Annotated in this window: 18 protein-coding genes; 1 reads left to right on the top strand and 17 read right to left on the bottom strand. The window is 63.7% G+C overall.

Annotated elements, in window-relative coordinates; genetic code table 11:
• Positions 1-46 precede the first annotated feature (46 nt).
• The 15 genes from VWZ85_RS15475 to ruvC all read right to left on the bottom strand — a co-directional run bounded on the left by VWZ85_RS15475 (position 47) and on the right by ruvC (position 14952).
• Positions 47-1723 (bottom strand): formate--tetrahydrofolate ligase, encoded by a 1677-nt coding sequence (locus VWZ85_RS15475; RefSeq protein WP_340544615.1) that lies wholly within the window; start codon positions 1721-1723, stop codon positions 47-49.
• Positions 1724-1934: 211 nt separating this feature from the next.
• Positions 1935-2513, bottom strand: coding sequence for an MOSC domain-containing protein (locus VWZ85_RS15470; protein ID WP_416588972.1), 579 nt, complete (start codon positions 2511-2513; stop codon positions 1935-1937).
• 172 nt (positions 2514-2685) lie between these two features.
• The gene (ftsH, locus tag VWZ85_RS15465) at positions 2686-4599 is read right to left on the bottom strand and encodes an ATP-dependent zinc metalloprotease FtsH (RefSeq protein WP_340544613.1); all 1914 of its coding nucleotides are present in this window, start codon (positions 4597-4599) and stop codon (positions 2686-2688) included.
• A 77-nt stretch (positions 4600-4676) separates the two neighbouring features.
• On the bottom strand, positions 4677-5882 hold the full coding sequence (gene tilS, locus VWZ85_RS15460) for a tRNA lysidine(34) synthetase TilS (protein WP_416537329.1): 1206 nt from the start codon (positions 5880-5882) through the stop codon (positions 4677-4679).
• A 53-nt stretch (positions 5883-5935) separates the two neighbouring features.
• A complete protein-coding gene (gene ybgF, locus VWZ85_RS15455) occupies positions 5936-6781 on the bottom strand; it encodes a tol-pal system protein YbgF (protein WP_416552964.1) in 846 nt (281 codons plus the stop codon).
• A 6-nt stretch (positions 6782-6787) separates the two neighbouring features.
• Complete coding sequence (pal, locus tag VWZ85_RS15450; RefSeq protein ID WP_340544610.1) at positions 6788-7297, bottom strand: peptidoglycan-associated lipoprotein Pal; 510 nt, start codon at positions 7295-7297, stop codon at positions 6788-6790.
• Between the two features lie 121 nt (positions 7298-7418).
• The gene (gene tolB / locus VWZ85_RS15445; protein ID WP_340544609.1) at positions 7419-8759 is read right to left on the bottom strand and encodes a Tol-Pal system beta propeller repeat protein TolB; all 1341 of its coding nucleotides are present in this window, start codon (positions 8757-8759) and stop codon (positions 7419-7421) included.
• Positions 8756-9907 (bottom strand): energy transducer TonB, encoded by a 1152-nt coding sequence (locus VWZ85_RS15440; protein ID WP_416588969.1) that lies wholly within the window; start codon positions 9905-9907, stop codon positions 8756-8758. Before VWZ85_RS15440 ends, tolB begins: the two co-directional genes overlap by 4 nt.
• A 13-nt stretch (positions 9908-9920) precedes the next feature.
• A complete protein-coding gene (gene tolR / locus VWZ85_RS15435; protein WP_260114293.1) occupies positions 9921-10409 on the bottom strand; it encodes a protein TolR in 489 nt (162 codons plus the stop codon).
• Positions 10410-10412: 3 nt separating this feature from the next.
• Complete coding sequence (gene tolQ / locus VWZ85_RS15430; protein WP_416588966.1) at positions 10413-11108, bottom strand: protein TolQ; 696 nt, start codon at positions 11106-11108, stop codon at positions 10413-10415.
• Between the two features lie 114 nt (positions 11109-11222).
• Positions 11223-11609, bottom strand: coding sequence for a tol-pal system-associated acyl-CoA thioesterase (ybgC, locus tag VWZ85_RS15425; RefSeq protein ID WP_416588964.1), 387 nt, complete (start codon positions 11607-11609; stop codon positions 11223-11225).
• Between the two features lie 40 nt (positions 11610-11649).
• Positions 11650-12318, bottom strand: a complete 669-nt coding sequence (locus VWZ85_RS15420) for a hypothetical protein (protein ID WP_416588961.1) — start codon at positions 12316-12318, stop codon at positions 11650-11652.
• A 307-nt stretch (positions 12319-12625) separates the two neighbouring features.
• Positions 12626-13657, bottom strand: a complete 1032-nt coding sequence (ruvB, locus tag VWZ85_RS15415; RefSeq protein ID WP_340544600.1) for a Holliday junction branch migration DNA helicase RuvB — start codon at positions 13655-13657, stop codon at positions 12626-12628.
• Between the two features lie 111 nt (positions 13658-13768).
• Positions 13769-14458, bottom strand: coding sequence for a Holliday junction branch migration protein RuvA (ruvA, locus tag VWZ85_RS15410; RefSeq protein ID WP_416534705.1), 690 nt, complete (start codon positions 14456-14458; stop codon positions 13769-13771).
• The gene (gene ruvC / locus VWZ85_RS15405) at positions 14455-14952 is read right to left on the bottom strand and encodes a crossover junction endodeoxyribonuclease RuvC (RefSeq protein ID WP_340544597.1); all 498 of its coding nucleotides are present in this window, start codon (positions 14950-14952) and stop codon (positions 14455-14457) included. The genes ruvA and ruvC overlap by 4 nt, the downstream gene beginning before the upstream one ends.
• Before the next feature lie 361 nt (positions 14953-15313).
• On the opposite strand from ruvC, the gene VWZ85_RS15400 reads away from it, so the two are divergent.
• Positions 15314-15532, top strand: a complete 219-nt coding sequence (locus tag VWZ85_RS15400; protein WP_340544595.1) for a DUF1127 domain-containing protein — start codon at positions 15314-15316, stop codon at positions 15530-15532.
• A 206-nt stretch (positions 15533-15738) separates the two neighbouring features.
• Here the strand turns inward: VWZ85_RS15400 and VWZ85_RS15395 are convergent, their stop codons facing one another.
• Both VWZ85_RS15395 and VWZ85_RS15390 read right to left on the bottom strand, forming a co-directional pair.
• A complete protein-coding gene (locus VWZ85_RS15395; protein ID WP_260086218.1) occupies positions 15739-16083 on the bottom strand; it encodes a hypothetical protein in 345 nt (114 codons plus the stop codon).
• A 105-nt stretch (positions 16084-16188) separates the two neighbouring features.
• The gene (locus VWZ85_RS15390) at positions 16189-17061 is read right to left on the bottom strand and encodes a 50S ribosomal protein L11 methyltransferase (protein WP_340544593.1); all 873 of its coding nucleotides are present in this window, start codon (positions 17059-17061) and stop codon (positions 16189-16191) included.
• Positions 17062-17103 lie beyond the last annotated feature (42 nt).

Here is a 17103-nt window from a genome sequence, read left to right as displayed (position 1 = left end):
TGCGGCCCGAGGGGATCCTCGGGCCGCAGATTGCCTATTTCAGGCCTTAGAACAAGCCTTCGATCTGGCCTGCGTCATTCAGGCGGATCGTTTCCGATGCCGGTTTGCGGGGCAGACCCGGCATGGTCATGATCTCGCCGCAGACCACGACGATGAAACCGGCCCCCGCCGACAGGCGAACTTCGCGCACGGGAACCGAATGGCCGGTCGGCGCGCCGCGCAGGTTCGGATCGGTGGAGAAGGAATACTGCGTTTTCGCCATGCAGACCGGCAGGTTGCCATAGCCAGCCGCTTCCCATTCCTTCAGCTGGTTGCGGATCTTCTGATCGGCCAGCACCTCGTCGGCGCGGTAGATGCGCTTGGCGATGGTTTCGATCTTCTCGAACAGCGGCATCTCGTCGGGGTAGATCGGCGAGAAGTTGGCCTTGCCGGAGTCGGCCAGCTCAACCACTTTATGGGCCAGATCGGCGGAGCCTTCGGAGCCCAGCTCCCAGTGGCGCGACAGCACCGCTTCGACGCCATGGGTGGCGCAGTAATCCTTGACCGCCTGCACTTCGGTCTCGGTGTCGGTGACAAAGTGGTTGATCGCAACCACCACCGGCACGCCAAAGGATTTGACGTTCTCGATATGACGGCCGAGGTTGGCACAGCCCTTGTTGACCGCTTCGACGTTTTCCGCGCCGAGGTCAGCCTTGGCCACGCCACCGTTCATCTTCATCGCGCGCACGGTCGCAACCAGCACCACAGCCGAGGGTGCGATGCCTGCCTTGCGGCATTTGATGTTCATGAACTTCTCAGCGCCAAGATCCGCACCAAAGCCTGCTTCGGTGACAACATAGTCAGCCACTTTCAGCGCGGTCTTGGTTGCGATCACGGAGTTACAGCCGTGGGCGATATTCGCGAAGGGACCACCGTGGACAAACGCCGGGTTGTTTTCCAGGGTCTGCACCAGGTTCGGCTGCATCGCGTCCTTCAAGAGAACGGTCATCGCGCCTTCTGCCTTGATGTCGCGGCAGTAAACCGGGGTCTTGTCGCGGCGGTAGGCCACGATGATGTCGCCCAGACGCTTTTCCAGGTCCTTCAGGTCGTTGGCGAGGCAGAGGATCGCCATGACTTCGGAGGCCACGGTGATGTCAAAACCGGTTTCGCGCGGGAAGCCGTTGGAGACGCCACCAAGGGAGGCGGTGATCTGGCGCAGGGCGCGGTCGTTCATATCGACCACACGACGCCATGCAACACGGCGGATGTCGATATCGCACTCATTGCCCCAGTAGATGTGATTGTCGATCATCGCCGAGAGCAGCGAGTGGGCCGAGGTGATGGCGTGGAAGTCACCGGTGAAGTGGAGGTTCATCTCCTCCATCGGAACAACCTGCGCGTAACCGCCACCTGCGGCGCCGCCCTTCATACCGAAGTTCGGGCCCAGCGAGGCCTCGCGGATACAGATCATCGCGTTCTTGCCGATGCGGTTCAGACCGTCACCCAGACCAACGGTGGTGGTGGTCTTGCCTTCGCCCGCAGGCGTCGGGTTGATCGCGGTCACCAGGATCAGCTTGCCGTCTTCCTTGCCCTGAACCGAATTGATGAAGTCCTGGCTCACCTTGGCCTTGTCGTGGCCGTAGGGCAGCAGATCATCGCTGGAGATGCCGATCTTGGCGCCAATTTCCTGGATCGGACGCTTCTGCGCCTCGCGGGCGATTTCGATGTCACTCTTGTAGCTCATGGCCGGTTTCCTGAATTGTGATGTCGCGAGTTACATGGGCACAGCCGTGCCGGTTTCCCGCAAGACTTAGCCCTTCTGCGACATTCCATGCGCGTGATTTCCGACATGATCAGGCATTGAAACGGCGTTCGCTCCCCCTAGGGCATCCAAAGATTGCCAATCGTGCCGCGTCAACGCCTATCAGCAACCGGCGGCGCAGACATGCCCCGACTCAGGGTGCCCAGGCAGGCTGGTCCGGCACAAACAGGCGCAGGCTTTCGCCCTGCCTCAGCACGCCAGGCCGCTCGACCCAGGCCACCACACCGCGTCTGCCGGTGGCTGCCGGCTTGAACTTCGGACCAAAGCCCGCGTGGTCCTTCTCGATCTCCTTGGCCGGGAAAATGCAGGGCCGGTTCTCAATATCGACCGTCAGCGTCACCCCATCCGGCCCCTGCAAGCGACTGGAGGGTGGCAGATGGCTAAGGTCGGGAATCCCGCGCAGCACCAGCGTCGCCCCAAGGTGGACGGGATCAATCCGCTCCATCCCCATATCGGCGGCGATCAGCGCCAGCTCTTCCTCCGACAGGATGCTGATCTGGCGCAGGTTGCGGATTTCCGTGCCCTCGGGATGCAGATTGCGCACCCGCACACAGGAGGCGCGCAAGGCGCCCGCGTGGCGCTCGCCTTCGATGCCGTCAAACCCCAGCGTCAGCGCGTCCCGCGGCTCCGACCGCAGCCCACCGGTGGCAGCCGGAACATAGCCGATCCAGGTCACTTGTCCCTGAAACTCCGTTTCGCGCATCACTGGCATGGGGCATCTCCATCAGGCTCATTTCATTCAGGAATTTCCGCCACCATAGGGGCAGCATCCGGTTCTGGCCAGCCCCGCCGCTCGGCTTTTCGCGCGCAGTTCAGACATCAAAAAACCCGGCCACCCTCAGGGTGACCGGGTCTGATATTACACGGCGTTCAGCGCCCCGCCGTCAGGACGACGGTTCCGGTGCCATGCCATCATCCGACGCAGGCTTCTTCGGCTTGGCCTTGGGGATCGCGGTGACCGAGGCGCTACCGGTATCGGTGTCATCATCCTCGTCCTCGCCTGCCTGCGGCGGCTCGCCATTCATAACGCGTTTGATCTCGTCACCGGTGAGGGTTTCAAATTCCAGCAGCCCCTGCGCCAGACGTTCCCATTCCTCATTCTTGTCCTTGAGGATCTGCAACGCCTGTTCATAGCCCTGCTGGATAAAGCGCTTCACCTCATCCTCGATCAGCTCCTTGGTGTTGGCAGAGACCGAGAAGCCCGCCGTATTGCCGGAATAGCCTTCGTGCGCTTCGGCATAGTCGATGTTGCCGACCTTGTCCGACATGCCCCAGCGCAGCACCATGGCACGCGCCAGCTGGCTGGCCTGCTGGATGTCGCCGGCCGGACCGTTGGAGACATGATCTTCGCCGTATTTGATGACTTCCGCCGCCTTGCCCGCCATGGTCATCGCCAGCTTCTGCTGACATTCGTCACGGTGATAATTCAGACGGTCCATTTCCGGCAGCGACACAACCATACCCAGCGCACCACCGCGCGGAATGATCGTCGCCTTATAGACCGGATCGCACAGCGGCAGCGCCATGCCGACAACCGCGTGACCGGCCTCGTGGTAGGCGGTCTTTTCCTTCTGGTCCTGGGTCAGCACCATCGAGCGGCGCTCAGCCCCCATCATCACCTTGTCTTTGGCCGATTCGAAATCTTCCATGGTGACAAAACGGCGGCCAACACGGGCGGCCATCAATGCGGCCTCATTGACGAGGTTGGCGAGATCCGCACCGGAGAACCCCGGCGTACCACGCGCGATGATGCGCAGATCAACGTCAGGGCCAAGCGGCGTCTTGCGGGCATGAACGCCCAGGATCTTTTCGCGGCCTTTGATGTCGGGGTTGCCGACGGTCACGTTCCGGTCAAAACGGCCCGGACGCAGCAGCGCCGGGTCCAGCACGTCCTTGCGGTTGGTGGCGGCCAGAATGATGACGCCTTCATTGGCCTCAAAACCGTCCATCTCCACCAAGAGCTGGTTCAGCGTCTGTTCACGCTCATCATTGCCGCCGCCATAGCCGGCGCCACGATGGCGACCGACGGCGTCGATTTCGTCGATGAACACGATACAGGGCGCGTTTTTCTTCGCCTGTTCGAACATGTCGCGCACGCGGGAGGCACCGACGCCGACAAACATCTCGACAAAATCGGAACCGGAGATGGTGAAGAACGGCACGCCCGCCTCGCCTGCAATCGCACGCGCCAGCAGCGTCTTACCGGTACCCGGAGGGCCCACCAGCAGGGCGCCTTTGGGGATCTTGCCGCCGAGGCGCGAGAATTTCTGCGGGTTGCGCAGGAACTCAACGATCTCTTCCAGCTCTTCCTTGGCCTCGTCGATGCCAGCCACGTCGTCAAAGGTAACGCGGCCATGCTTCTCGGTCAGCATCTTCGCCTTCGACTTGCCAAAGCCCATGGCGCCGCCTTTGCCGCCGCCCTGCATCCGGTTCATGAAATAGATCCAGACACCGATCAGCAGCAGGAAGGGCAGCAGGGTCAGCAGGAACGACTGGAACCCGGACTGCTGCTGCTTCTCGGCGCGGACCGGAATGTTGTTGTCGATCAACAGGGCGGTCACCTCGGCGTCGCCGGGTTTGATGGTCATGAAATTCTGCCCGTCCGACGTGGTATAGCGAACCTGTTCACCATCCAGCGTCACGGTGCTGACATTGCCGTTTTCAACCGCGCTGACAAAATCAGAAAAAGTCTTCTCTCGGCTCTGCATCGTGCTGCCCGAACCACTGAACAAGTTGAACAGCGCCAAGACGAGCACAAACAGAACAACCCAAAAGGCGATATTGCGTACGTTGCCCAAGGAAAGTCTCCCAATATGCGAGGCGCACCTGGCAGGCCGCCTTCGTTGCCTCTAAAATAGGGATACTTCAGTGAGGTTCAATGCGATAAAAGAGCTGTGAAGAACTCTTCGCTGTTCTGAACCAGTTCTGCGGACCATCCGTTGCCAAATCCTGCCAATGGGGCGGCAACCAGCTCCCCCCCCCGCCACACGGCCGGCGTGGCATGAAGCACCTCGCCCGGAACCTCGGCACTGCGCCAGTCGGGACAGTGCTGCAGGCCGTCAGAGCCCAGGGCGCGCACCTCATGGTCCTTCACCTCGCCGCCAAAAACCCGCCAGCGCCCGTCCCAGAGCCGACCGGGCCGGGTCATCTCATCGGCCACCGGGTTATATTCGCGGCAGACCCATGTGCGCTGTTTGCGGGTGATCATCCGGCAGCCCCCCAATGTGAAGGATCCGCCACGACGCACTGCCTCGCGGGCCTGCACCATCGGCTCACGCCGTGGCGGATGCACCGCCCCGCTGACCCATTGCACGGATCGCACCAGCAGCCGGTGGGCAATTTCGTCCGGCAGCGTGCGAAACTGGCGCTGGTCGATGACAATCGCGCCATCGCGCACCTCGGCCATGTCGCGGGCGGCCAGGAACGTATACCAGTCCAGGGCTTCGCGGGCGGCGCCCATATTGCGGGCAACGGCGGCCAGCCGCTGCACGGTCAGCCCCAGCGGCGCCAGAGCATCCATCGCCTGACGCACCCGCACCCGCTCGAAACGCAGATCCTCGTTGCTGGGGTCCTCAACCCACTGCCCTCCCCGCTCCCGCAGGTAGCCACGCAGCTCTTCGCGCGTCACCTCCAGAAGCGGCCGCAGCAGGGTGATCCCCTCGATCGCGCGGCTGCGCGGCATCGCAGCCAGACCGGACACCCCCGACGACCGCCCCAGCCGCATCAGCAGCGTTTCGGCCTGATCATCGGCCGTATGCCCCAATGCAACCACCGGGATGTCATTCAACTGCGCCCATGCGGTCAGCAGCGTATAGCGCGCGTTGCGGGCCTGCTCCTGAAGATTGCCCGCCTGCTGCGCAGAAGGCCGGTCAACCCATTGCAGGATATCATGCGCCAGACCCAGTTTGGCAGCCACATCCGCCACCATCTGCGCCTCCTCGCCCGAGCTCGCGCGCAGCCCGTGATCAACAGTTGCGACACAGATTTCCACGCCCAGATCGGCAAAACACTCATGCAGCGCATACATCAGCGCCATCGAGTCGCCGCCGCCTGACACCGCAACGCCCAACCGTTCGGGCAAGGCAGACCGGAACTGCTCCTGCACAATGGCGAGGATATCCCGGTCCCTGCGCGTCAATTGCAGGCCAGTTTTGCGCGTTCCGCCTCCGCTGCGGCGGTTTCGGCTGCACCGGGAAAGCGGCTGCCGACCTCTGCCAGGGTCACGCAGGCCTGGCTGGTCTGACCCAGCCGCCCCAGTGCGGCGCCCAGTTCGTACAATGCCTTCGGCGCGGTCTCTCCTGAGGAGTTGCCGGAGAATGACGCCAGATAGGCCCGCGCCGCCTCGCGGGTGTCACCCAGCCCGTCCAGCGCCTTGCCGCGATTGTATTCCACCGCTGCGGCCAGCGGGCTGCCGGGATAAGCCAGGGTGAAGGCCGCGAATTTCTCCGCAGCCTCCTGATAGGCGCCGCTGTCCAGCGCGGCCTTGGCGGCGTCGAAATCCGTCTGCTCGCCCACCGCCAGCTCCGACGTCGTATCGACCGAAGCGCCCGGCGGCGTGGCGGGCAGCGCAGGTGCCCCGGCTGCGGGCAGCTCACCGCCGCCCAGCGTGCTGGTTTCCCCCAGTTTCGAGACATCGCCGCCTTCCAGTTCCACCAAACGGAACTCCAGGTCACCAATCCGGTTGGTGCCATCCTGCACCACCTGATCGACCCGGTAGGAGAGCTGTTCGGTCTGCGCGGTCAGCCGCTGCAGCTCCGCCTCGATGGCGCTGACGCGGTCCAGCACACTGTCGCCCGCGACATTGGTCTGCGGGCTGCCGGTGGTCGACATTTCCCGCTTCAGCCGCTGGATTTCGACGTGCAGCACGGTGAGTTCCTGCCGGATATCGGCAAGGGTCTGTTGATCCTGCGCCCGGACGGCAAGCGGCGGCACTGCCAGGGTCAGCGCAAGGGCGGCAATCGCAAGAGGACGCAGTCGCATGGTCACTTACCCCGTCAAGCCACCCGCCAGCACGGTGACCGCGCGACGGTTCTTGGTGTAGCAGGCCTCGTTCGAGCAGATCTCCAGCGGACGCTCCTTGCCAAAGCTGACAACCTGTAGACGGCCGCCCGCAACCCCTTGGGAAATCAGGTATTCGCGGGCAGCATTGGCCCGGCGCGCACCCAGTGCAAGGTTATATTCGCGGGTGCCCTGCTCATCGGCGTGGCCTTCGATTGTGACCACATAATCCGGGTTGGCCGTCAGCCAGCGCGCCTGCCCCTGCAGAACGCTCTGGGCGGCAGGTGACAGGGTCGACTGGTCAACCGCAAACAGCACCCGGTCGCCGACCGTCTGCTGGAAGTAGGCCGGGCTGCTGGGATCCAGCTGCCCCGCAGCGCCCGCCCCGGCCCCTGCACCAGGCCCACCGGCCCCGGCTGCATCATCCCAGGGGTTGCCCGTACAGGCGCTCAGCCCCAACGCCGCTGCCACCAGCACTGCTTTTGTCAAACCGCTCATGATATCCGCCTCGTCCCATTTCCAATTGTTGCACCAGATTTACCACAGGCCCGATGCCGCTGCCACTTTGGTCTTTGTTAACAGGGCGCGCGCCGGACCATTATGGCAGGCGCGCGACACTTCAGTTCTGCAAGGGCGACCACGCCGGATCCGACGCGCCATCGGGGGTGCGGACCGGTTTCAGGTTGCGCCCCGATACATCCACCGAATAGAGCAGCGCCCGGCCGCTGGCCCCTTGGGTTTCACGGGTGAACATGATCACCCGGCCATTCGGGGACCAGGTCGGCCCCTCATCTAGGAAGGAGGCCGTCAGCAGGCGTTCCTCGCTGCCATCGGTCCGCATCACGCCGATATGGAACCGGCCCTTGTTCTGCTTGGTAAAGGCGATCATGTCACCGCGCGGCGACCACACCGGAGTGCCGTAGCGCCCCGCGCCAAAACTGATCCGCCGGGCCTCGCCGCCGGTTGCCGCCATCACATAGAGCTGCGGCGCGCCGGAACGGTCGCTTTCAAAGACGATCTGGCTGCCATCGGGGGAAAACGACGGGGCGGTTTCGATCGACGGCGCGCTGGTCAGCCGGGTCCGGGTGCCGGTGTCGATATCCATGGTGAAGATATCGGTATTGCCGCCCTGCGACTGCGAGTAGACCACGGTGCGCCCATCCGGCGCAAAGCGCGGCGCAAAGCTCATGATGCCATTGTCCGCCGACAGCACCCGACGCTGCACGCTGCCCACATCCAGCACATGGATCTGCGGAAAGCCGCTCTCGTAGCTGGTGTAGAGCACCCGGTCGCCGGTGGGTGAGAACCGCGGCGCCAGCACGATGGAGGCGCTGTTGGTCAGATATTGCACATTGGCGCCATCGTAATCCATCACCGCCAGCCGCTTGCGCCGGTCGTCCTTTGGCCCGCTTTCGGAAACAAACACCACCCGGCTGTCGAAATACCCGCTTTCGCCGGTGATGCGGCTGTAGATCACATCCGCCACCTTATGGGCCATACGCCGCCAGCCGTCGGTGGTGCCGGAAAACTGCAGACCGGTGCCCAGCTCCTTTTCGGCAAAGACGTCATAGCCCCGGAACCGCACCGTCAGCCGGTTGCCGTTCACGCTGAGGGCGCCGGTGATCAGCGCCTGTGCATTCACCGCTTTCCAGTCGGCATAGCCGATCGCCGCATCGAAATCGGTGACTTTGGCGATATGGGCCGAGGCCGGGACTTCACGAAACAGGCCGGTGCCGCTCAGATCCGCGGCAATCACCCGCGAAATCTCACGCGCCAGTTCGGCGGCGGCAGGGGTTTCCGGCACAAAGCCGGGCACCGCATAGGGCAAGGGTTCGATCACCCCGTCGGTGATTTCGATCCTCAGCGGGCCATCCTGTGCCTGCGCAGGCAAAACCGGTGCCATCACCGCCGCCCCCAGCAGGGTCGCGCCCATCACGAGCGTTGCCAGATATGTCCTCATTTGATCCGCATCCTTTCGGGATTGAAGGTCATTTCGATATTACGCCATTGCGCATATTTGTCAGACGGAAGTTGGAAACCACGCGCACCGCAGCGCAGAATCGCCCGCCGCGCCGCGCCAAAGGCCTGATTGGCCGCAGCCCCCGATCCGCCGGTGCTGGAGAGCATCCGAATACTGCCCTCCTCGGGCCGGCCGTCCGGTGTCAGCGCGACCGAGACCACCACGGTGGTGCGCAGCGCCTCCGATGACAGCGAGCCGACGTTCCAGCATTGCTGCACGGCCACCCGCAGCGCATCCTTTTCGCCACTGGTCAGCGGCGGGCCCGAGGGTTCCGGCGCTGCCACCTCACCACCACCGGCAAGGGCAGCGGCCAGCGCATCCTCCACCGCATCAGAGCGATCCGGCACGGGGTCAGGCTCGACCGGCTCAGTCGTGGCAGGTTCCGGTTCGGGCTGTGCGACTGGCTCCGGCCGCGTCGGCCGCGCTGGCCGGGTCCGGGGCCGCAGTGACTGCGCAGGTGCAGCGCTGGCCACCTGTTCGGTCTGCGCCTCGACCTCCTCGGTCACGATCCGGTCGTTGGCCGCCGCCTCTGCCGTGGCCTGCTGGGACTCCTGGGCAGGCTCGGAACCAACCTCATCGGAGACCTCTGGCTGGGCCACATCATCAATCCGGGTGTCCGGCTCCGGTGGTGCCACCGGGGTCGGGGCGACGCGATCCAGCGGGCGCAGCTGCGGGCGCTCGGCCAGCTGCGGTGTCACCGTCGTCGTGTCCGGCACGTCGGGCGGCGCGGGCGCGGCCACCGGCGGTGTCGGCTCAACCGGCTGCGGCTCCGGGCGCTCGGCCAGTTCGGTGTCAGGCTCGGGCGGGGTCACCGGCTCAGGCTGGCTGATCTGCGGTTCGGGCTCCGGCTCCGGCGGTGGCGTGACCTGCGGTGCGGGTTCCGGCTCAGGCTGGGTCAGATCGCCGGCGGTATCGGCCACCACTGGCGCGGCGCGCTGCTGGCTCAGCCGGGCGAATTTCTCGGTCGAGATGATCGACACATCCTGCACCGCCATCGGCAGCGGCTCGGACGGGAACCAGGCGCCGAAAACGACCCAGCCCGCCAGCAGCGCATGGCCTGCAACAGAGATCTTGGTTCCGGTCTGCACACCCGTGCCCCGCCTATTGCCCGCTGTCTTCGACAGCCCGCCCATCAAGGGTTGGACCACCCACATCGGTCACCAGACCAACGCTGGAAAACCCACCGGCATTCAGCGCCCCCATCACCTGCATCACCGCCTCATAGGGGATAGCCCCATCCGCACGCAGGAACACCTGATCGGAGGTCCGCTCTGCCGCGATGGCGCGCAGTTTGGCGATCAGCTCATCCGGGGCCACGGCAGTGGTCTGGATCTGGATCTCGCCGCTGGCGGTCATGGTCACGGTCAGCGGCTCTTCCTCATCGCCGGGCAGCGCGCCTGCGGCGGTCTTTGGCAGCTCCACCGGCACGCCCACCGTCATCAGCGGGGCCGCCACCATAAAGATGATCAGCAGCACCAGCATCACATCGACAAAGGGCGTGACGTTGATTTCCGCCATCGGCCGCGCACGGCTGCGCCGCCGTCCCCGGCGGCGCCCGTTGGCGGCATTGGGTTGAACCGAGGCGCCCATGGATCAGGAATCCAGCTGGCGGCTGAGGATGGTGGAAAACTCATCGGCAAAGGCTTCGTAGCTGCCGATGATCCGGTCGCTGTCCGCGCTCAGCTTGTTGTAGAAAATCACCGCGGGAATCGCAGCCAGCAGCCCCAGCCCCGTCGCCATCAGCGCCTCGGCAATGCCCGGCGCCACAACGGCGAGGTTGGTGTTCTGCTGTTCCGCAATCTCGATAAAGGCAGTCATGATGCCCCAGACGGTGCCGAACAGCCCGACAAACGGTGCGGTGGACCCAACAGTGGCCAGGATCGACAGACCACTCTGTACATGTTCGCTTTCCTTGGCGATCGCCACATCCATCGACCGCTCGATCCGAGCCTGCGCACCCGCAATCAGCGCCCCGTCAGTGCGGTGGCTGCGCCGCCATTCGGTCATCCCGGCGGCAAAGATCCGCTGCGACTGCCCCTTGGGCTGCGGGCCGATCTGGTCAAACAGACCATCCAGCGGCTCACCGGACCAGAAGGCACAGTCGAACTCCGCCGCCTCCCGACGGGCCAGACGATAGTTGATCAGTTTCTGCAGGATGATCGCCCAGGACCAAACGGAGGCGACAACCAGCATCAGCATCACCAATTTGACCGTCAGGGTCGCCCGCGCGAATAGCCCCCACATGGAGAAATCAATCTCCTGCGCCAACGCCAGAGTTTCTGCTTCCATGGACCTGCTCTATGTTTTTGGCCGTTTTCCAGCCGTTTTCCGGCTTTCATTTGGCAAAAGGCTATCGCAGTTCAAGGTCAAAAGCCAATGAAACAGCCGTGACAGCAGGAATTGTTACAGCAATGCGCGAATCTCTGCCGGCAGGCGGGTCGGCGCGCCGGTCCCGGCATTGACGCAAACCACCGTAACGATGGCGCGAAACAGCTCCGTCTCGCCGCGAAACACCCGCTGCGACATGGTGAGCCGCGCAGGGGTGACCTTCTGCACCTCGGTCTCGATCCGCAGCTCTTCGTCGAATTTGGCAGGGGCGAGGTAATCCGCCTCAATCCGGCGCACCACCCAGATCAGCCCCGCCTCGCGCATGGCGTTCTGATCATTGCCAAGGTTGCGCACCCAGTCGCTGCGCGCCCGTTCGATAAACCGCAGGTAATTGGCGTGATAGACAATCCCGCCCATGTCGGTGTCTTCGTAATATACCCGAACCGGAAAGCGATGGATCATTCTGCCGGGCCTCCTGCCCCGTTTTGCGCTGGCGCGCGGCTCAGTGGCTGGCCTGACCAGAGGCGTCGGCCGAGGGCTCAATCGGTGCCTGCAGCCGGGCAAAGAGCCGCAGCGCATGGGCGCTGTCGGATGCCGCAAGCGGCATCATCCGATCATAGGCCGCCGCAATCACCCCGGCGATATCCGGGCGCAGGATGGTGGCGCCCGTCTCCGGCAGCACCGCCAGCGGCGAGGTCTTGGCAAAAGCGCTGTCGCCCCACATCAGGATCGCCTGCACCGCCTGCGTCAGGGCGAGCGTTTCGGCAGGCAGCTTTGCCATCGCGCCGCCCATGCGCAGAAAAACGAAACAGGCCTGAATGGCCCCCTGATCGTCAAAGCGGAAGGCGCGGTACTGGCTGGCATCCGCCGCCTTCAGCCGCTCAAGCAGCGGATCAAGCCCCGGGATCAGATGGTCCAGATCCGGCACCCCCATCAGCTCGTCCCAGTCGCGAAAGAAAAACACCATCAGGTTGGAGCCCAGCTCGGGATCGGTCTCCGCCATCTGATGCCCGGCAAGGGTCACCACCGCCTCGATCGCGCCCTTGACGGTCGCCAGCGTGCTGTCCTCGACGCCAAAGACGATCGGCGCAATCGGCCGCCCCCAACGGGCAAAGGCATAAGAGCCATCGGCACGGGTAAACAGGGCTTCGATCTCGGCTGGGGTCATCATGCGGCTCTCTAGTCGGACTGCGGTCTTGAATGGACTTAATGCCCGCTCACGGGATCAACGGCAAGGGTTGCGACCGGGTATCACTGTGCATCTTCTGGCCCACAATATCCCCGCCGGAGGCAGCGCCGCGTCTGGCGCGGCGCTTCATTCAGGCCTTGTCACTTAGGTCAGCAGGCGTGACCAAATGTTTCGCACGCGAAACATACGCTAAAATTGAGTCCAATTCTTCAAACCCATCTTAACACTTTCAGACTGTTTTGACGCCAATCCGCGACAGCACTGACGCGCCTGCGCGGCAGATGAGCCGCTATAGCAACAGGTCGCCCTGCCCCCGTGGCGGCGTCAGCCCAAGGTGGGTCCAGGCCTTATGCGCCAGCATCCGCCCGCGCGGCGTGCGCTGGATCAGACCCTGCTGCAACAGATAGGGCTCGATCACCTCCTCCAGCGCATCACGGCTTTCGCTCAGGGCCGCCGACATGGTCTCGATCCCGACCGGACCACCGCCATAATTCTCGGCAATCATCCGCAGATAGCGGCGATCCGCGCCATCCAGACCCAGCTGATCCACCCCCAGCCGCGTCAGCGCACCATCGGCCAGTTCCCGGGTGATGGTGCCATCGCCCTCGACAACAGCGAAGTCCACGACGCGGCGCAGGAGTCGGCCGGCGATCCTGGGGGTGCCGCGGGCGCGCCGCGCGATCTCACGGGCGCCGTCGTCATCTGCGGGGGCGCCCAGCTTGCGGGCGTTGCGGCTGACGATCTCAAAGAGCTCGTCGATGGTGTAGAATTGTAACCGGGTTGGAATGCCAAACCGGTCCCTGAGTGGCGTGGTCAACAGGCCCATACGGGTGGTGGCGCCAACCAGGGTAAAGGGCTGAAGCTCGATCCGCACGGTGCGCGCCGCCGGCCCTTCGCCGATCACCAGATCCAGCTCGAAATCCTCCATCGCAGGATATAGCACCTCCTCCACCGCCGGGTTCAGCCGGTGGATCTCGTCGATGAACAGCACGTCGCGGGATTCCAGATTGGTCAGGATCGCTGCCAGATCGCCCGCCTTGGCCAGAACCGGCCCGGAGGTCATGCGGAAGTTGACGCCCAGTTCGCGGGCGACGATCTGCGCCAGGGTGGTCTTGCCCAAACCGGGGGGGCCATGAAACAGCGTGTGGTCCATCGCCTCGCCGCGGCGGCGCGCACTTTCGATAAACACACGCAGATTGGCGCGGGCTTCGGCCTGACCGATGAATTCGCCCAGCCCCTGCGGGCGCAGGGCGCGGTCGTTTTCGGCGGCGCTGTCTTCGGGCAGGGGCGCGGGACGCAGGGTGGGATCGGCGTCAATCATTCTGATGACTCCAATCTGGTTTCTTTAAACCCTACTCCGGTCGGCAGGCCGGACAGTGCCCGTCCACCCGCAGACGGGCGTTGTCCTATTTTTTTCAATACTCTCACACAATCAGCCTTTCGGTGCCAGCAGCCGCAGGGCGGCGCGGATCAGCTCGGCCTCATTGGCGTCTGGATAGGTGGCGGCCGCCTCGGCCACGGCGGCAGCGGCATCGGAGGGACCATAGCCCAGATTGCCAAGCGCAGAGAGCGCCCCCGCAGAAGCAGCTGCGGCACCGGAGGGGGCCTTGGGTGGCGCTTTGCGGGGTTTCCTGGCCGTGCTCACCGGCTCGGCGGGTTCGACCACATCCAGCCCCGGCCCATCCATGGCGTCGACGACGGTGCCACCCATCGCCATGACACCCGGCGCCTTGTCTTTGAGATCCAGCACAATGCGCTGCGCGGTCTTGGGGCCGACCCCTTTGGCGGCCTTCACCGCCGCCCAATCCCCCAGCGCGATCGCGCGGCTGACCCCATCGGGGCCAAGCGCGCCGAGAATGGCCAGCGAGACTTTCGCCCCCACCCCCTGCACCGAGGTCAGCAGGCGATGCCATTCCTTTTCAACCAGCGAAGGGAAGCCATAGAGCTGCATCAGGTCCTCACGCACCACCATATCGGTATAGAGCGCGACCGCCTCGCCGACGCCCGGCAGCGCGGCCATGGTGCGGTCGGAGCAATAGACGATATAGCCGACGCCGCGCACATCAATCAGCACGTGATCGCTGCTGCGGTACTCCAGACGCCCGGTGAGTTTTCCGATCACGCGCGCTTCTCCTTCAGCTGGCGTTGTTGCGTGCCCCCATAAAACGCATGACAGATGGCAATGGCCAGAGCATCCGCTGCATCGGCATTCTTGGGCAGGCAGCCGGGCAGTTGCAGTTTCACCATATGCAGGATCTGTTCCTTGGCCGCATGACCCACGCCGACCACGGTTTTCTTCACCCGGTTGGGGGCATATTCACCCACCGGAAGACCGGCCTGCGCCAGCGTCATCAGGGCGACGCCCCGCGCCTGCCCCAGTTTCAGCGTGCCGGCACCATCCTTGTTCACGAAGGTCTGTTCGATGGCGGCCTGATCGGGGCGGTAGGCCGCGATCACCTCGATGACCTGATTGTGGAGCGACAGCAGCCGTTCGCCCAGATCATCGCCATCGGAGGTGCAGACGCCGTTGGCGATATGGCTGAGACGAGTGCCGCGTGATTCGATCACCCCCCAACCGAGGTTTCGCAACCCCGGATCAATGCCCAATATTCGCATGTCTGCCCTATCCCTGCCCGGTGTGGAGGTCTGATTTTGCTCAGGATTAGCACAAAAGGCGAACATGTCCAATTGCTTTACAGGCCTGTGCGATGTGCCCTGCGGGGATGCCGCGCGGCACCTGTGGCGCAAAAACACGTGAATCCTGTTCCGAAAACGACCCTCTCCGGCGGGGAAACCGACATTCCTTTCCAAGAGGTAAAAAATCGGCCTTTTCCCTTGTTTTTATGGATCATAAGCCATGCAAAAAGCGCATATGACACATGCAATTTCAGCGATTGTCAGCCGTCATGCAGATGACTAATTGCCGTCCATCGCCACAGGGCGAAGAGTTCAATTCAACCTCCGAAAGGACGAGGACATGGCTGCATTTGACACCACCCGCACCACCTATGGCACCAGCAGCCTGTTTGGCCGCTTCAGCGCCATGATCACCGGCCTTCTGGGCGCGGCTATCGACTGGAACGACGCGCGCGCCACCCGCCAGACGCTGGGTCAGCTGAGCGACCGCGAACTGGCCGATATCGGCCTGTCCCGCGCGGATATCGATCGCGTTGCCGAGGGCAAGCCGGTCTTCTGAGGTTGGCACCTCGGTCTGGATCATCCAGAGCCTATCATCCGAGAGACATGAAAAACGCCGCCTCCTGATGGAGTGCGGCGTTTTCTGGTTGCTTTGGTCTGCACGTCGATGCCGAGGCGTAACCCTGCTGCGTCGGACATGACCGCGCGGCCGGATTGTGTCGGATGCCCCCCAGCGCCCGACACATGGCCCGCCAGCCTGTCCCTCTACCGCAGCACAGGTCCGATCTTCTCGGCCAGGAACTGTGACACTGGATCCCGCTGCATGACAAATGCACCGGCTTTTTCCAGCCCCGTTCCCGCCCGCAGCTGGTCGACACGATAGTCGTAGCTGCCAAATCCCAGCGCTGCCATCAAGAAGCCCTTGAACAGCAGAAACGCCGCGACAAACAGGATCAATGATCGGCCGGAGATCCGCGACTGCACCCGTCGCGGCGCCACCACGATCAACCCATCCGCGCGCACTTTGGCAGTATAGCCGCGCGCCATGGCCCCGTGTTTGCGTTCCAGCCGGTCAAGCCGAGCATAGAAATTGTTACTGTGTTCACCCATAACCAAAACCCTGCAATGGCTCCCACCATCCACATATTAATGTTTAGGTAGGGAATGGGACCATTTTGGGGCGGGTCATTAAAATGCTCAACAAACTTGAGCGATTCAGCCCTTTTTCTGCAAAAGCAGCGTCGTCCAGTCACCAATCTCGGTGCGTTCCACAAGATTGATGCCGTTCTGTGCATAAACGCCCTGCACCTCATCGGCCTGTTCGTTCAGCAAACCGGAGAGAATCGCATAGCCACCGTCGCGCAGATGGCCGGCCACATCCGGGGCCAATGCAACCAGAGGGCCTTTCAGGATATTGGCGAAGATGAGATCGTAAGGGGCCGCCTCGGCCAGTGCCGGGGCGTCGAAACCGGCGGCTTCCAGACATTGCACACGGCCTTCCATGTCATTGGCCTTCAGATTGGCCTCGGCAACGTCCACGGCGACCTGATCAATGTCGCTGGCCAGGATCTGCCCATCCCAGACGCGCGCCGCAGCCATCGCCAGCACCGCCGTGCCACAGCCGATATCGGCGACTTTCCCGGCGACGAAGCCGTCGTCGATCAGCTTGTCCAGCGCCTTCAGGCAGCCCAGGGTGGTGCCGTGATGGCCAGTGCCGAAGGCCATCGCCGCCTCAATCAGAAGCGGAATGCGATCAGCGGGCAGCTTGTCGGCATCATGGCTGCCGTAGACGAAGAAACGGCCCGCTTCCACCGGCGCCAGTTCGCGCCGCACATGGGCGACCCAATCGGTCTCGGGCAGTTCAGAGATCACAAAAGGCTGGGCATCGAACATGGTCGCCAGCAGCGCCAGACCGGCCTCATCCGGGGTCTCGGTGAAATAGCCGCCGACCTCCCACAGGCCGGAGCCGTCCTCGACCTCGAACACGCCCAGACCGGTTGGTTCCGGGATCAGGCGCTCCATCGCCTCGCCAAGCGCTTCGGCGGGGGCTTTTCCAGTCAGGGTGGTGAGGGCGGTAAAGGTGGGCATGGCGGTCTCCGGGCAATGGTTGCACAGCGCCTAGGCCCGTCG

Source organism: Phaeobacter sp. JH20_29 (genome assembly GCF_048056175.1).
Classification (GTDB): domain Bacteria; phylum Pseudomonadota; class Alphaproteobacteria; order Rhodobacterales; family Rhodobacteraceae; genus Phaeobacter; species Phaeobacter bryozoorum.
The sequence above is the reverse complement of the archived record's forward strand: the minus strand, read 5'-3'. Positions and strand labels throughout refer to the sequence as shown.

What these genes read in the sequence shown, in the direction of transcription:
- VWZ85_RS15475 (WP_340544615.1), bottom strand. Translation starts at nt 1,723, where the DNA reads ATGAGCTACAAGAGTGACATCGAAATCGCCCGCGAGGCGCAGAAGCGT.
- VWZ85_RS15470 (WP_416588972.1), bottom strand. Translation starts at nt 2,513, where the DNA reads ATGCCAGTGATGCGCGAAACGGAGTTTCAGGGACAAGTGACCTGGATC.
- ybgF (WP_416552964.1), bottom strand. Translation starts at nt 6,781, where the DNA reads ATGCGACTGCGTCCTCTTGCGATTGCCGCCCTTGCGCTGACCCTGGCA.
- pal (WP_340544610.1), bottom strand. Translation starts at nt 7,297, where the DNA reads ATGAGCGGTTTGACAAAAGCAGTGCTGGTGGCAGCGGCGTTGGGGCTG.
- tolB (WP_340544609.1), bottom strand. Translation starts at nt 8,759, where the DNA reads ATGAGGACATATCTGGCAACGCTCGTGATGGGCGCGACCCTGCTGGGG.
- tolR (WP_260114293.1), bottom strand. Translation starts at nt 10,409, where the DNA reads ATGGGCGCCTCGGTTCAACCCAATGCCGCCAACGGGCGCCGCCGGGGA.
- tolQ (WP_416588966.1), bottom strand. Translation starts at nt 11,108, where the DNA reads ATGGAAGCAGAAACTCTGGCGTTGGCGCAGGAGATTGATTTCTCCATG.
- ybgC (WP_416588964.1), bottom strand. Translation starts at nt 11,609, where the DNA reads ATGATCCATCGCTTTCCGGTTCGGGTATATTACGAAGACACCGACATG.
- VWZ85_RS15420 (WP_416588961.1), bottom strand. Translation starts at nt 12,318, where the DNA reads ATGATGACCCCAGCCGAGATCGAAGCCCTGTTTACCCGTGCCGATGGC.
- ruvB (WP_340544600.1), bottom strand. Translation starts at nt 13,657, where the DNA reads ATGATTGACGCCGATCCCACCCTGCGTCCCGCGCCCCTGCCCGAAGAC.
- ruvC (WP_340544597.1), bottom strand. Translation starts at nt 14,952, where the DNA reads ATGCGAATATTGGGCATTGATCCGGGGTTGCGAAACCTCGGTTGGGGG.
- VWZ85_RS15400 (WP_340544595.1), top strand. Translation starts at nt 15,314, where the DNA reads ATGGCTGCATTTGACACCACCCGCACCACCTATGGCACCAGCAGCCTG.
- VWZ85_RS15395 (WP_260086218.1), bottom strand. Translation starts at nt 16,083, where the DNA reads ATGGGTGAACACAGTAACAATTTCTATGCTCGGCTTGACCGGCTGGAA.
- VWZ85_RS15390 (WP_340544593.1), bottom strand. Translation starts at nt 17,061, where the DNA reads ATGCCCACCTTTACCGCCCTCACCACCCTGACTGGAAAAGCCCCCGCC.